Raw genomic sequence first — 13,411 nt, forward strand, 5'->3', positions numbered from 1 at the left:
TTCGACACACTGACGTTTGACCCGAAATGCAGTTGAAGAACTAACTTGAATCGCCTAACATATTTGCTCTGTTGTATATCGACAACGGTCAGCTTTTAATTAAATAGCGGCTCGTTTGTACTTTCGAACATTAACCATGCCTTTTTTGCAGTAGGTTACTAGATCTAATTTTTATTATAATTCAATAGCATACTTTCAGTTCATAACAATATTAAATGAGTAAATATGAGTTAAAGGATCGTCAATTAGGATAAAATTTTCATTATCAATAAAGAAGAGTTGCTGTCGTTTACTGTGAAAAAAGGCTGTATTTGGCATTTATTACTACACAAAAGTGAATAGTATTGCACCTGCTACAAGTGGTTTTGGGACTGCATCATTGAGTGTTCATGCAATGATTTTAACGCTTAAAAAGAAAATACTCATCACTTCAACTGCAGGAAAAAGCCAAACTATAAAATTATTAATTGGAATAAATCAGTTGCCCGAATTTAAGTAAGGGAACTAATCAGAACTTATGTGAACGGGTACTAGTCTTGGCGATTTTTGGCAAAGCCCTTGGCAAGTAACTCCCCCTCATGGCGAAAGTATGAGGGATTTTTATCAGCGAATAGCAACGTGGTGGCAAACGTTACTAATTGATATTGCAAGTAATCGTACTCAAGCACAATTAGTTTTAACGCATGCCGGAGTGATCAAGCAACTATTAGGTATTATTTGTCGGTTACCAAAAGAGTCGAATCAGCAAAACATATTTTCAATCGGTTATGGGAAGCTCATTTGTATTGATATTTACATAGATGATAGCGATAAAGCATGGCCAAGAATTGTGTTTTAAAAGACTATTTTTAGCCGTCTAGAAAGATATTAATTGAAATATTTACTCACCCGCCCATAATAGAGCCTTATGTATTTTGGAATGGGGTGTAACTCCTCAACTGTTCCCGCAACTGTAAGTCGCAAGCGCGATAAGTCAGATACAAAATACGTTAATTTATTACCTATTGAGCGGGCTAACTCTTCTATTATCACCATGATCATAATGGTTTGTAGTGTATTGGGTTTAGCTATTGCTAGAGAGATAACACATTGCAAATACCAGCAGTAATTGATCCCCCTTTACTTGAAGTAACTAATTTATCGTGGTCGGTGGCAAATACCGCTATTTTGCACGATATTAATTTTGCAATAAAACCAGGCCAGTTTATCGGTTTGTTAGGGCCTAATGGCGCAGGTAAATCAAGTTTATTGCGTTGTTTATACCGTTACACTAAACCAGTGTGCGGTGAGGTTATATTTGCAGGGAAAAATATTTGGCAGCTAAGTGCGGATGAATATGCCAAGCAGGTTGCTGTGGTGCTGCAAGAAACACCTTCGCAATTTAATCTATCGCTTTATGATGTAGTGAGTCTTGGCCTTACGCCGCATAAAAGCTTATTTAGTTCGACAACTAAAAATGATCAACAAATTATTTTTCAGGCGATTGAGCAAGTTGGCTTGAGCCATCATTTACAGCAATCGTTTGATTCCCTTTCCGGTGGCGAGAAGCAACGCGCATTGATAGCACGTTCAATTGTACAAAGCCCTCAATTATTAATTATGGACGAGCCTACCAGCCACTTAGATATTAAATATCAAATTCAATTAATGGAGTTGACTAAATCGCTAAATGTAACGGTATTAGCGTCGTTCCATGATCTTAATCTTGCAGCAAGTATGTGTGATGAACTACTGGTGATAAAGCAAGGTAAGTTAGTTGCAACGGGTAGCCCAGAATACGTCATCACGGAAGAAATGCTTAGCGAAGTATTTGGTGTCTGTGTCGAAGTCTCGGCGCATCCACAGAGTAAACAATTAAATAAGGTCATTCCGCGTATTACCTATTTTTACGGTTATCAAGGTGGTGGCGTTGATGCAAAAAAATAATTATTTTGCAGTCAGCGTGGCGTTATTCTTTGCCTTGTCGAGCATTTTTATAGCACTTAGCTTTGGTGCTGCGGCCAGTAAATTTATTGATGTATACCACAGTATTATAGGTCAGGGAGATGACTCCTTTATAGCGCGGATCATATGGCAACTGCGAATGCCACGAACATTGTTGGCGTTTTTAGCTGGCTCTGGTCTAGCTATTGCTGGTTTAATTTTACAAACCGTAACCCGTAACCCGTTAGCCGATCCTTACTTATTTGGTATTTCATCGGGAGCCTCATTTGGTGTGGTATGTTTTATGACACTAACAGGAGTCAGCGCGGGAATAACAATGTCGGCCGCGGCATTTGTTGGTAGTTTATTGACTATGTTATTACTGGTTTTTATTGCCGGACGAGCAGGTCGCGGACAAGTTGAAAGCATGCTCTTGGCTGGGGTCGCTTTATCCTTTTTATTCAGTGCCTTTACCAGCTTACTTTTGTATTTTAGTGATCCACAGGCGATCACGGCTATTTTATTTTGGACGCTAGGCAGCTTTGCTCGCGCACAATGGTCAACGTTATGGTTACCCGCTTTAGTTATTATTAGTTGCACAGTGCTGATGATGGGTTTTCGTCGGCAACTAAATGCAATGTTACTAGGTGATGAAAGTGCTGCAACTTTAGGAATACCGGTACAGCGGTTTCGGTTATTAATGTTGGTATTGAGCTCATTGATCACTGCAGTGTTAGTGGCGATGTGTGGTGGTATTGGTTTTGTTGGTTTGATGATCCCGCATATAGTACGGTTTTTTGTGTCGCAAGGCACTATTACTGGTTTGATCATGACGGCTTTAGTTGGCGGTATATTTATGGTGTGGGTTGATGTGCTATCGCGTGTTTTACTTGCAAATCAAGAATTGCCAATCGGTGTTATTACTTCTGCAATAGGCAGTATTTTCTTTTTATCGTTACTTTATTTTCGCAAGCGAGAGAGTTAGTCAGATGTTTAATATACCCACAGTAACTAATCAATTTGGTCACCTCATCATTGATAAGATTAACCAAAAAACTAAACCGCTTGGTGCACTTGGACAGTTAGAACAATGTGCAATACAACTGGTTACTTTGTTTAGCCAAAAAGTGGCAAGCGAAGATGCTTTTAAAACCTTTGCACCTGCAATCAATAAGCCTACTTTGCTGGTATTTGCAGGAGATCATGGTGTTGCTGCACAAGGGGTATCGATAGCGCCCAGTGATGTCACCTCACAAATGGTAGCTAATTTTGTCAGCGGTGGTGCCGCTATTAATGTCTTTTGCCAACAGTTAGGTTGGCAATTAGAAGTGATTGATTGTGGTATTTTGCATCCAGTCACAGCGCCAAGTGTCCATAATTGCCGTCTAGGAAGTATAACAAAGCCATTTAATACAGACATGGCAATGAATACCGCGCAGGTACAGCAAGGCTTTAATAATGCTAAACAGCTGGTGCAGCAGCTCAGTCATAGTGGTTGTAATACAATTGCCTTTGGCGAAATGGGCATAGGTAATACCACCAGTGCAGCAGCGATTATGGCAGCTATGCTGAATTTACCTGCACAGCAGTGTGTTGGCAAAGGCACGGGTGTTAGTGATGATATTGTTACGCGTAAAATAACAGTTGTAGAGCAAGCGCTGGTATTGCATCAGTTACATTTAGCAGATCCTATTTCACTACTTGCAGCGTTAGGTGGCTTTGAAATTGTGCATATTACGGGAGCTATGTTGGCTGCGGCTGAGCAAGGCATGGCTGTAGTAGTTGATGGCTTTATTTGTAGTGCTGCGGCAATGGCCGCAATTAATATTAACCCAGCAGTGAAAGATTATTTAATTTTTGCACATTGCTCAAATGAGCAAGGCCATCGACTGATGTTAAACGCACTCGATGTTAAGCCACTGCTGCAACTTGATTTACGCTTGGGTGAAGGCACTGGCGCTGCGTTAAGTTTACCATTATTGCAAGCCGCACTTGGTTTTTATAATCAGATGGCTAGTTTTGCTGATGCTGGTGTTAAGCAGGTTGTCAGTTAATGCCTAACCCAGAGGCAAATAAAGTAACGCAATGGCAGTTACTGTTATTAGCAATTAGCTTTTTAACCCGGCTACCGGTGCAGTTGCGCTTTAATGTAACCGGTGCTCATTTAAATCAAGCAAGTCGCTATTTTGCTTTAGTGGGTTTACTGCTTGGTGGATTATTAGCACTCAGCTACGGCGTTTTTCAATTACTGTTACCAGCATCAATAAGTGTATTACTAATGATGGCGGTCGGGTTGTTATTAACAGGCGCATTTCATGAAGATGGCTGGGCCGATGTATGGGATGGTTTTGGCGGTGGTTGGCAGGTGTCGCAAAAGCTTGCCATTATGAAAGATAGTCGTCTTGGTACTTATGGTGCAGCGGCATTATTTATTATGCTGCTGGTTAAATTTCAAAGCCTACTCTTTCTTAGTGAGTCATTGATTACTGTATTGAGTGCAATTGTTATCGGGCAATGTGTAAGCCGAGTAGTGGCAACCAGTTTAATTATGGGGATGGAGTATGTAAGTGAAGATGCGACTTCAAAAGTAAAGCCGCTTGCTATGCACCTATCGGTCACTAGTTTAGTTACGTTACTTGTAACCGCCGCTACTTTACTGGTTAGCTTGATTGCTGTTGGTGTATTGTTATGGCAAACCGTATTCATTCTTGTAGCAGTATTACTGATCCTAAGAGTCATTTTGATCCGCTGGTTTAAACAGCAGTTAGGTGGTTACACTGGCGATTGTTTAGGTGCGGCGCAGCAGCTAAGTGAAATTGCCATTTACTTAACTTTCGTGAGTATATTATGAACGCTAACCACACATTTATTTTAGGCGGCGCACGCAGTGGAAAAAGCCGCTTTGCTGAACAGCTTGCACAGCAAAGCAATAAAAGCGTTATTTACCTCGCAACGGCGCAAGCCCACGATACTGAAATGCAAGATCGTATAGTCCATCATCAAAAACAGCGCCCTGTCGATTGGCCGTTAGTTGAGGAGCCAATTGCATTGGCTGAAGCGTTACAAACACACAGCAGCAAAGATAACTGTATTTTAGTTGATTGCTTAACCTTATGGTTAAGTAACTGTTTATGTCACGCCACAAGTGATTGTTGGGATGAACAGAAATCAGCACTACTAAATACCCTTGAAAATTTACCGGGGCAAGTGATTTTTGTCAGTAACGAAGTTGGCCACGGTATTGTGCCTCTGGGCGAGCTAAGCCGCCGGTTTGTAGATGAATCAGGCTGGTTACATCAAGCCATTGCCGCAAAAGCTGCGCGAGTTGAATTTATAATGGCAGGTCTTGCCTTAACACTGAAAGGGCAGTCATGATGAAAACATTAATGGTACAAGGTACGACTTCTGATGCAGGGAAAAGTACTTTAGTTGCAGCATTGTGCCGGGTATTTGTTGAACGCGGGATCAAAGTTGCTCCATTCAAACCACAAAATATGGCCTTAAACAGCGCTGTAACAGAAGATGGCGGCGAAATAGGTCGTGCGCAAGCACTACAGGCGATTGCAGCTAAAGTGGCGCCACGGGTTGATTTTAACCCCATTTTACTCAAGCCCAATAGTGATACTGGCGCTCAAGTGATAATTCACGGTAAAGCCATTAGTAATATGGAAGCAGGTGCTTATCATGATTATAAAAAAGTCGCGATGGATGCGGTACTGGCTTCGCAACAGCGTTTAAGCGAAGAGTTTGAGCTACTGGTAGTTGAAGGGGCGGGCAGCCCGGCTGAAATTAATCTACGTGCGGGTGATATTGCTAATATGGGTTACGCCGAAGCGGTTGATTGCCCCGTGATCATTATTGCAGATATAGATAAAGGCGGTGTGTTTGCGCATTTGGTCGGTACTCTTGCGCTATTAAGCGAGTCAGAACAAGCACGAGTAAAAGGCTTTGTGATCAACCGTTTTCGTGGCGATATAGGCTTATTGCAAGGTGGCCTTGATTGGCTTGAAGAGTACACAGGTAAACCAGTGTTAGGGGTGTTGCCGTATTTACATGATCTCGCCCTCGATGCTGAAGACGCGGTAGCGATAGATAATCAAGTAAGCCAAGCAAAAATAAAAATCGCAGTATTGCTACTTCCTCATATTAGTAACCACACTGATTTTGATGCGCTGCGTTTAAACCCGCAAATTGACATTAATTACATTCGCCATACTCAAGCAATTCCACACGTTGATCTGATCATCATTCCTGGCAGTAAAAATGTTATTAATGATTTAGCCTTTTTAAACAATGAAGGCTGGGGCGAGCAGATTCAGCGTCACTTGCGTTATGGCGGTAAGTTATTAGGTATTTGCGGAGGTTTGCAAATGCTCGGCACAGATATTTATGACCCTGAGGGTGTGGAATCAAGTAAAACACACTGTAAAGCTTTAGGGCTTGCTGATTTTGCCACTCACTTAGGGCAGCATAAAGTACTAACTCAAGCTGCTGGTGTGATCCATCTTGGCGGTCAACAAGCAAAAGTCGCAGGCTATGAAATACACGCTGGTTGCAGCGCTGGCCCAGCATTTAAAAAGCCTTTTTTACAATTTACTCAGCATCCACAGCATGTTAGGCAAGATGGCTTTATATCAGATGATGATTGTATAGCAGGTACTTACTTACATGGCTTATTTGATAGCAGTGCAGCTACGCAACTAATACTGGATTGGGTATTGCCAAATAGTGGTATTACCCAATTAATAGATATAGACACACATCGCGAGCAGCAATTAACGCGCTTAGCCACGATGTGTAAAGAACATTTAGATTTAGACAAAATAACGCAAATTTACCAAAACTGGGAAGGAGTTAATCATGAGCGACACACATAACGACAAGCACCAACAACGCCAACAAAAAGTAAAAGATAAAGTTGATGAGCGTATAGCCGCAGCACAAACTGAGAAAGGTGTTTTTCAGGTGATCACCGGTAACGGTAAAGGTAAATCAACCTCAGGGTTTGGCACGGTAACACGTTGTGTAGGCCATGGCATGAAAGCTGCTGTGTGCCAGTTTATTAAAGGTACTTGGCCGTGTGGTGAGCGTAATGTATTGCAAGGCGCAGGGGTTGAATTTGCCATTATGAACACAGGTTTTACCTGGGAGACGCAAAATAAAGAATCAGATACCGCAGCGGCGCAAGCGACTTGGCAAGAAGCAAAACGTATGTTGGCTGACGAATCAATTAATTTAGTATTACTTGATGAAATTACTTATATGATCACCTACGGCTACATTGATTTAGACGAAGCACTCGAAGTGATCGCTAATCGTCCGCCAATGCAATCTTTAATTATTACTGGCCGTGGTGCGCACCGCAAGTTAACTGACTTAGCTGATACTGTTAGTGAAGTGCGCAATGTTAAGCATGCATTTGATGCTGGTGTTAAAGCGCAAATAGGATTTGATTATTAATGGCTACGCTTAGGCTTGTACTCGTTTTATCGCTGGCTCTGTGCTGCTTTAAGCTCGTGGCTGATCCTAACAAGCAGCAATTAAGAATTATCGCCTTGGCCCCGCATATTGTTGAAAACCTGTATACCATCGGCGCTGGTGAGCAAATCGTGGGAACCGTGGAATATGCTGATTTCCCTGCTGCGGCCAATGATATCCCACGTATCGGTGGTCACCAAGGTATTCAAATAGAAAAGCTACTGGCCCTCAAACCTGATTTAGTTTTAGCATGGAAAACGGGTAGCAAAGCTGAGGATTTAGCACGTATTAAAAGTTTTGGTATTGATATAATTTACAGTGACGCCAGTGAAGTAGATAAAGTACCCAATGAACTGCGCCGTTTAGGTGAGCTTACTGGACGTGAGCAATCAGCCGAGCAAGCCGCACTTGAATTTGAGCAAAAAATTGCTGTAATCAAAGCCAAGCAGCAAGGTAAAAGTAAGGTCGCGGTATTTTACCAGCTATGGGCAGAACCGATGATGACGGTGGGTAAAAATACCTGGATCAATCAGTTAATCGAAATTTGCCAAGGTCGTAATGTATTTGCTAGCAGCCGAACTGATTACCCTCTGATAAGTATTGAAAATGTGATCGTGGCAAAACCAGAGATCATTATATTGCCTAATGAAAAGTCACAAGCGCAGCAAACGGTGATTGATTGGACACAATGGCCCGAAGTACCCGCGGTAAAGCACCATCAGTTTATTAGCGTCAATGCTGATTTACTACACCGTTTTACCACGCGTATGTTGGATGGTCTTGCTGATATGTGTACTAAAATAGATGATTCACGCGTTGCAATTAAGGAGGCACAATGAGTGATTGGCAAGACTTTTTAAAAACCGAATGTGCAAAAACTTATATGCAGCAGACGTTGGATACAGTTGCTCAAAAGCGCAGCGAAGGTATTGCTGTATATCCGCCAGAGCAGTATGTATTTAGTGCATTTGATGCAACACCGTTAAGTAATATAAAAGTGGTTATTTTAGGACAAGATCCTTACCACGGCGAAGGACAAGCACATGGTTTGTGTTTTTCGGTATTACCAGAGGTAGGTAAACTTCCACCCTCATTAAAAAATATCTATAAAGAGCTGGCTACAGATATCGATGGTTTTCGCGTGCCTACGCACGGTTATTTACAACGCTGGGCAGAGCAAGGGGTGTTTTTACTTAATACCGTACTGACTGTTGAGCAAGGCCAAGCCCATTCCCATAAACACTTAGGTTGGGAGCAGTTTACCGATAAGGTTATTGCCCATATTAATCAACACTGTGAAGGTGTGGTATTTATTTTATGGGGTGCTCACGCACAAAAGAAAGGTAAAGGCATTGATAGTACGCGTCACCATATTTTAAATGGCCCGCACCCATCGCCGTTGTCTGCGCATCGTGGCTTCTTTGGTTGCCAGCATTTTTCCGCAACCAATCAGTTATTAACACAGCAAGGGCAAACAGCGATCGATTGGCAAGTTTAGGAATTGTAGATGCTAGGTTATCCTGCGCAGAATATACGTTAACTGATATAAACAAAGGCCCTTACTTTATCGGTAAGGGCCTTTTAGTTGGTTAGTAGCTATTGCGAAATTAAAAATCTAATTCATCAATCGCAATATTGTCTGTAAAAAAGTCTAGTTCCTGTAGTTCTTTACGTAAACGTTGCTTGTCTTTTAAAGCTTCGATTTCGCGCCATTTTCTCTTTTTATTTTTCTGAGAGGTCTTTCTTGTTGTATCAGGACCTTCTAATATCTCTAAAATATCGTCTAGGCTATCCATGAACTTCTCCTATTGAATTTTTTGAACCTCGAAAATACCTATACCACAGGCCACACTAAAATAGAATAAAAAAGTGACATTTATGTTACAGGTAAGTGATAAATTAATGAATAGAGATTATTTTCAGGCATAAAAAAACGCCGCAAATGCGACGTTTAATTTAAACGATAAAAGCGATTACATTGCTTTAAAACGCGCTTCTAGTTGCTCTTGTGCATCAGCAAAAGAACGAATACCTTCAGCTAGTTTTTCTGTCGCCATGGCATCTTGATTATGTAACCAACGGAACTGAGCTTCAGTTAGTGGTGCAGGTTTAGGCTCTTTAGTAATATCACTGTCAAGTAAATACTCTTGTGCACCTTCAAGGTTGCCTAGCTCTTCTAAAAGGTTAGGACTGATGGTTAGTTTATCGCAACCAGTTAGTGCGATGATTTCACCGGTGTTACGGAAACTTGCGCCCATAACAACCGTTTTATAATCATGACGCTTATAAAATTCAAAAATACTGCGTACTGATTGCACGCCTGGATCTTGTAATGGATCGGTTGGTTTTTCTAAGCCGTTAGCAACGTGCCAATCTAAAATACGGCCAACAAATGGTGAAATCAAAAATACGTTAGCATCTGCACAAGCACGGGCTTGAGCATCACTAAATAGCAGCGTTAAGTTACACTTAGTACCTTCTTTTTCAAGTTGCTCTGCGGCTTTAATACCTTCCCACGTTGAGGCAACTTTGATTAAGATTTTATCTTTGCTCACACCTTCTTTTTCATAAAGGCTTAGTAATGTGTGTGCTTTAGCAATTGTTGCTTTAGTATCAAATGATAAACGTGCATCAACTTCGGTTGAAATATAACCCGGCACAATGTCACTGATCTCTTTACCTAGTAATACAGCAAAGTAGTCACAGGCTAGTTCTAATTGTTTAGCAGCGTCTTGCTCGGTTTCTTTAGCATAACTCCACGCTTTATCTAAATACGGCTTATAGGCTTCAATTTCACTGGCTTTTAATAGCAATGAAGGGTTAGTTGTTGCATCTTCCGGTTGGTGTTTTTTAATCGCTTCAATATCACCAGTGTCGGCCACGATAGATGAATGTTGTTTGAGCCTTTGTAGAGCTGAAGTCATTTGCTTTCCTCATTCCAAGCAAGTTAAAAGAAAATCTACTGTAACTACCTTATACTGCAGCACTGTGACAGCGCTTAATAGGTCTTATGTCCGTATCAGTGAAGAACGAAGGTGCATAGCATAATTTGCTGTGCTAATAAGGTAGGTATCATACCAATCAATTCTAACTAATTGATATAAACAAAACGTGCTTTTCGTTTCATTTAATGTTGAAATTGACATTAAATAATTTCCAAGTCAATAGCTAACTATGATCACTGTTATTTCACCTGCAAAAAATTTAGATTTCGAGAGCCAAGCAAGCACTGATAAATTCACGCAACCTGAGTTACTTGAGCACAGCGAAGAGTTGATGACGGTGTGCCGCGAATTAACGCCGGCACAAATTGGCAGTTTAATGAAAATTAGCGATAAGCTTGCAGGCCTTAATGCTGCGCGCTTTAGTGAATGGTCGCAACCGTTTACTACCGACAACGCTAAACAAGCCGTGATGGCTTTTAATGGCGATGTATATGGTGGTTTAGATGCAAACAGCTTAACTGCCGGGCAACTTGATTACGCGCAAAGTCATCTACGTATTTTGTCAGGCCTTTACGGGTTATTAAAACCACTTGATTTAATGCAAGCGTATCGCTTAGAAATGGGCACTAAGCTTGATAACAGCCGTGGTAAAAACCTCTATGAATTTTGGGGCAGTATTATTGCTGATAAACTAAATAGCGTACTCGCTGAGCAAGATAGCCAATATCTAGTAAATTTAGCATCAAACGAGTATTTTAAAGCGGTTGATAAAAAAGCCTTAAACGCGCAAATCATTACTCCACACTTTAAAGACTGTAAAAACGGCCAATATAAAATTATCAGCTTTTATGCTAAAAAAGCTCGCGGCTTGATGGCTCGCTACATTATTGAGAATAAAGTTACCCAGTTAAGCGATTTAAAAAAGTTTACTGTTGATGGTTACTACTACAGTAGCGAAGCGACCCAAAAAGAGCTGGAGCCAGTATTTCTAAGAGATGAACAAAACTAGTTATTAATCTGTTTAAAAGCCATGCAATGCATGGCTTTTTAGTTTTGGCGCTTATTTTGCAATAACCTGACACTATTTATAAAATAATCAAGGTTAAGCAATGCTAAAAATACCTTCTATCAGCGATGCCGAAAAACTTATTGAAGAAAAACTCGGTGGCTGGTTTGATGTCGTAATAAGTCATATACCTAATTTTATAGTGGCGGTGATCATCGCCATTGTTTTCTCAATTCTCGCGCGTTTTTTAGGTTCGATGATGCGCAATGTTTTACGCCGCTCGTTAGACTCCCAACAAATTGCAGACTTAATGGCATCGATATTCAAGATGATAGTACTGTGTGTTGGGTTATTTGTTGCCCTCGATTTTATAGGGCTAAAAGGCACTGTAACGTCATTACTGGCTGGTGCTGGGATTGTTGGTCTAGCAATTGGTTTTGCCTTTCAAGATATGACAGAGAACCTAATCGCTGGTATTGCTATGGGTATTCGCAAACCGTTTAAAACAGGCGATGTTATAAAAACCGATGATGTGTTTGGCAATGTGCGCTCAATAAATTTGCGCAACACGCTCATCGAAAACTTTTATGGGCAATTGATTTTAGTGCCTAACAAAATACTTTTTCGTAATGTATTACGTAATTACAGTACCTTAGGTGTACGCCGCATTGAAGTGCCGGTGGGCATTTCATATGGTGATGACCCAGAGCTGGCAGCTGAGGTGATAGTTAAAAAAATCAATGAATTTGATTTTGTAATTAAACAAGACGAAACCGCTGTTTATGCTGAAGGGTTTGGCGACAGTAGTGTCAACTTACTGGTGTGGTTTTGGATAAAATACCCCGGCGAGGCAGACTTTATGACCGTACGCCATAAAGCAATTGTGGCAGTCAAACAAGCGCTAAGTGACGCTGATATTAGTATTCCATTCCCAATTCGCACCCTTGATTTTGGTATTAAAGGCGGTGAAAAACTCGATGCGATGATCACTGAAAAGCGCCAGCACTCAGAACAATAAATGGTTCTAGGCTTATTATATCAACAGGTAATATTTACCTGTTGATAGTGCTAATTTACACAAATTTACAGCTGGTAATACAGTTGTTGATTTGCGCATATTTACCAGTATTAAGTTTTCTACTGATAGACAGCAACAATAAGAGTAAGATAAGTGCATGTTTATTTATCCCTGTATAAGGAAATTACAATGAAAAAACTCCTATCAATATGTGCGTTTTCACTATTAATATTAACCAACCTCAGTTATGCAGAAGAGCAAGCAACCAGCCCAGTTGAAAGAATGTTCTCAGTAATGGACATGGATAAGCAGATGACCGGTGGTTTTGAAGCTATGTTGCCGGTTATTGAGCAAATGGCGGCACAGTTAAAATTGGATGCAGCGGCGAAAGAAGAGCTGAAAAATATTTACCGAGATTGGTTTAAGTATGATTTTGATCAGCAAGCAATTTTAGCTGAATTGGTTGAAGTCTACTCAGAGAATTTCACTGACAAAGAAATCAATGAGTTAACCGCCTTTTATGAAACACCCACAGGGCAAAAGTTTCTAGCTAAATCACCAGAATTGATGCAAATAGGTGCGCAGTTAGGTATGCAAGAAGGGCAGTTAAAACAAGGCCTACTGCTTGAAAGACTGCAACCATTTATGGCGAAGCATCAAAACAAGTAAAAGGCAGTGGTCATAGTTTAGTTATCGCTAGCCGATTATCTACTGCACTTATTAGACACGAGCTAAAACTAAGGCTAGTGTCTAATAAGTAAAGTCGAAGGTAAAATTAATGAATAACATTAAAGTGAGCAATGAAGAACCAAGTAGCCCATGTATTCGGCATTGTTGTTTGGATAAAAACGATACCTGTATCGGTTGCTTTAGAACCCTTGATGAAATTCTCGCGTGGCACAGTGCAAGTCCTGCACAAAAGCTGCAGGTTCTTAATGAATGCCAAAATCGCAAAAACGCGCAACATAAATAATCACTTTGTAGAGCAAACTGCAGTCTGAAAAAGCTAACCCCAAATTTCAAGATTAGTATAAAAACCGT

16 protein-coding genes and 1 riboswitch are annotated in these 13,411 nt (G+C 40.8%); of the genes, 14 read left to right on the plus strand and 2 right to left on the minus strand.

What is annotated here, in order from left to right:
• Positions 1–589: 589 nt before the first annotated feature.
• The 10 genes from PVK79_RS04925 (at position 590) to ung (ending at position 8,899) form a co-directional block, all read left to right on the plus strand.
• The gene (locus PVK79_RS04925; protein WP_274804053.1) at positions 590–838 is read left to right on the plus strand and encodes a histidine phosphatase family protein; all 249 of its coding nucleotides are present in this window, start codon (positions 590–592) and stop codon (positions 836–838) included.
• A gap of 22 nt (positions 839–860) precedes the next feature.
• Positions 861–1,003, plus strand: a riboswitch (cobalamin riboswitch).
• A gap of 86 nt (positions 1,004–1,089) precedes the next feature.
• Positions 1,090–1,926 (plus strand): ABC transporter ATP-binding protein, encoded by an 837-nt coding sequence (locus PVK79_RS04930; protein WP_425607876.1) that lies wholly within the window; start codon positions 1,090–1,092, stop codon positions 1,924–1,926.
• Positions 1,913–2,908, plus strand: a complete 996-nt coding sequence (locus tag PVK79_RS04935) for a FecCD family ABC transporter permease (RefSeq protein WP_182735817.1) — start codon at positions 1,913–1,915, stop codon at positions 2,906–2,908. Before PVK79_RS04930 ends, PVK79_RS04935 begins: the two co-directional genes overlap by 14 nt.
• Positions 2,909–2,912: 4 nt before the next feature.
• On the plus strand, positions 2,913–3,977 hold the full coding sequence (gene cobT / locus PVK79_RS04940; RefSeq protein WP_182735816.1) for a nicotinate-nucleotide--dimethylbenzimidazole phosphoribosyltransferase: 1,065 nt from the start codon (positions 2,913–2,915) through the stop codon (positions 3,975–3,977).
• Complete coding sequence (locus tag PVK79_RS04945) at positions 3,977–4,774, plus strand: adenosylcobinamide-GDP ribazoletransferase (RefSeq protein WP_182759991.1); 798 nt, start codon at positions 3,977–3,979, stop codon at positions 4,772–4,774. The genes cobT and PVK79_RS04945 overlap by 1 nt, the downstream gene beginning before the upstream one ends.
• The gene (gene cobU, locus PVK79_RS04950; protein WP_182759992.1) at positions 4,771–5,298 is read left to right on the plus strand and encodes a bifunctional adenosylcobinamide kinase/adenosylcobinamide-phosphate guanylyltransferase; all 528 of its coding nucleotides are present in this window, start codon (positions 4,771–4,773) and stop codon (positions 5,296–5,298) included. Before PVK79_RS04945 ends, cobU begins: the two co-directional genes overlap by 4 nt.
• Positions 5,298–6,800 carry a cobyric acid synthase gene (locus PVK79_RS04955; RefSeq protein ID WP_182731883.1) on the plus strand — a complete coding sequence of 501 codons (1,503 nt, stop codon included), beginning with the start codon at positions 5,298–5,300 and terminating at the stop codon, positions 6,798–6,800. Before cobU ends, PVK79_RS04955 begins: the two co-directional genes overlap by 1 nt.
• The gene (gene cobO / locus PVK79_RS04960; RefSeq protein WP_145242905.1) at positions 6,784–7,383 is read left to right on the plus strand and encodes a cob(I)yrinic acid a,c-diamide adenosyltransferase; all 600 of its coding nucleotides are present in this window, start codon (positions 6,784–6,786) and stop codon (positions 7,381–7,383) included. The genes PVK79_RS04955 and cobO overlap by 17 nt, the downstream gene beginning before the upstream one ends.
• The gene (locus PVK79_RS04965) at positions 7,383–8,240 is read left to right on the plus strand and encodes a cobalamin-binding protein (RefSeq protein ID WP_145242907.1); all 858 of its coding nucleotides are present in this window, start codon (positions 7,383–7,385) and stop codon (positions 8,238–8,240) included. The genes cobO and PVK79_RS04965 overlap by 1 nt, the downstream gene beginning before the upstream one ends.
• A complete protein-coding gene (ung, locus tag PVK79_RS04970) occupies positions 8,237–8,899 on the plus strand; it encodes a uracil-DNA glycosylase (protein ID WP_145242908.1) in 663 nt (220 codons plus the stop codon). The genes PVK79_RS04965 and ung overlap by 4 nt, the downstream gene beginning before the upstream one ends.
• Positions 8,900–9,008: 109 nt before the next feature.
• Here the strand turns inward: ung and PVK79_RS04975 are convergent, their stop codons facing one another.
• Positions 9,009–9,197: a DUF3545 family protein gene (locus PVK79_RS04975; protein ID WP_145242910.1), complete on the minus strand. Its 189-nt coding sequence runs from the start codon at positions 9,195–9,197 to the stop codon at positions 9,009–9,011.
• 177 nt (positions 9,198–9,374) lie between these two features.
• Positions 9,375–10,325, minus strand: a complete 951-nt coding sequence (gene tal / locus PVK79_RS04980) for a transaldolase (protein ID WP_182759993.1) — start codon at positions 10,323–10,325, stop codon at positions 9,375–9,377.
• Positions 10,326–10,575: 250 nt separating this feature from the next.
• On the opposite strand from tal, the gene yaaA reads away from it, so the two are divergent.
• From yaaA to PVK79_RS05000, 4 genes are all read left to right on the plus strand, one after another.
• A complete protein-coding gene (gene yaaA, locus PVK79_RS04985) occupies positions 10,576–11,355 on the plus strand; it encodes a peroxide stress protein YaaA (RefSeq protein ID WP_149983400.1) in 780 nt (259 codons plus the stop codon).
• 100 nt (positions 11,356–11,455) lie between these two features.
• The gene (locus PVK79_RS04990) at positions 11,456–12,370 is read left to right on the plus strand and encodes a mechanosensitive ion channel family protein (RefSeq protein WP_145242916.1); all 915 of its coding nucleotides are present in this window, start codon (positions 11,456–11,458) and stop codon (positions 12,368–12,370) included.
• A 189-nt stretch (positions 12,371–12,559) separates the two neighbouring features.
• On the plus strand, positions 12,560–13,039 hold the full coding sequence (locus PVK79_RS04995) for a DUF2059 domain-containing protein (protein WP_182758768.1): 480 nt from the start codon (positions 12,560–12,562) through the stop codon (positions 13,037–13,039).
• Positions 13,040–13,148: 109 nt separating this feature from the next.
• Positions 13,149–13,343 (plus strand): DUF1289 domain-containing protein, encoded by a 195-nt coding sequence (locus PVK79_RS05000; protein WP_145242920.1) that lies wholly within the window; start codon positions 13,149–13,151, stop codon positions 13,341–13,343.
• Positions 13,344–13,411 lie beyond the last annotated feature (68 nt).

The sequence above is a fragment of the Pseudoalteromonas rhizosphaerae genome, assembly GCF_028885455.1.
GTDB classification, from domain to species: domain Bacteria; phylum Pseudomonadota; class Gammaproteobacteria; order Enterobacterales; family Alteromonadaceae; genus Pseudoalteromonas; species Pseudoalteromonas rhizosphaerae.

Excerpts from the sequence above, each read along its gene's own strand:
- PVK79_RS04925 (WP_274804053.1), top strand. The coding sequence starts at position 590 with ATGAGGGATTTTTATCAGCGAATAGCAACGTGGTGGCAAACGTTACTA.
- PVK79_RS04935 (WP_182735817.1), top strand. The coding sequence starts at position 1,913 with ATGCAAAAAAATAATTATTTTGCAGTCAGCGTGGCGTTATTCTTTGCC.
- cobT (WP_182735816.1), top strand. The coding sequence starts at position 2,913 with ATGTTTAATATACCCACAGTAACTAATCAATTTGGTCACCTCATCATT.
- PVK79_RS04945 (WP_182759991.1), top strand. The coding sequence starts at position 3,977 with ATGCCTAACCCAGAGGCAAATAAAGTAACGCAATGGCAGTTACTGTTA.
- cobU (WP_182759992.1), top strand. The coding sequence starts at position 4,771 with ATGAACGCTAACCACACATTTATTTTAGGCGGCGCACGCAGTGGAAAA.
- PVK79_RS04955 (WP_182731883.1), top strand. The coding sequence starts at position 5,298 with ATGAAAACATTAATGGTACAAGGTACGACTTCTGATGCAGGGAAAAGT.
- cobO (WP_145242905.1), top strand. The coding sequence starts at position 6,784 with ATGAGCGACACACATAACGACAAGCACCAACAACGCCAACAAAAAGTA.
- PVK79_RS04965 (WP_145242907.1), top strand. The coding sequence starts at position 7,383 with ATGGCTACGCTTAGGCTTGTACTCGTTTTATCGCTGGCTCTGTGCTGC.
- ung (WP_145242908.1), top strand. The coding sequence starts at position 8,237 with ATGAGTGATTGGCAAGACTTTTTAAAAACCGAATGTGCAAAAACTTAT.
- PVK79_RS04975 (WP_145242910.1), bottom strand. The coding sequence starts at position 9,197 with ATGGATAGCCTAGACGATATTTTAGAGATATTAGAAGGTCCTGATACA.
- tal (WP_182759993.1), bottom strand. The coding sequence starts at position 10,325 with ATGACTTCAGCTCTACAAAGGCTCAAACAACATTCATCTATCGTGGCC.
- yaaA (WP_149983400.1), top strand. The coding sequence starts at position 10,576 with ATGATCACTGTTATTTCACCTGCAAAAAATTTAGATTTCGAGAGCCAA.
- PVK79_RS04990 (WP_145242916.1), top strand. The coding sequence starts at position 11,456 with ATGCTAAAAATACCTTCTATCAGCGATGCCGAAAAACTTATTGAAGAA.
- PVK79_RS04995 (WP_182758768.1), top strand. The coding sequence starts at position 12,560 with ATGAAAAAACTCCTATCAATATGTGCGTTTTCACTATTAATATTAACC.
- PVK79_RS05000 (WP_145242920.1), top strand. The coding sequence starts at position 13,149 with ATGAATAACATTAAAGTGAGCAATGAAGAACCAAGTAGCCCATGTATT.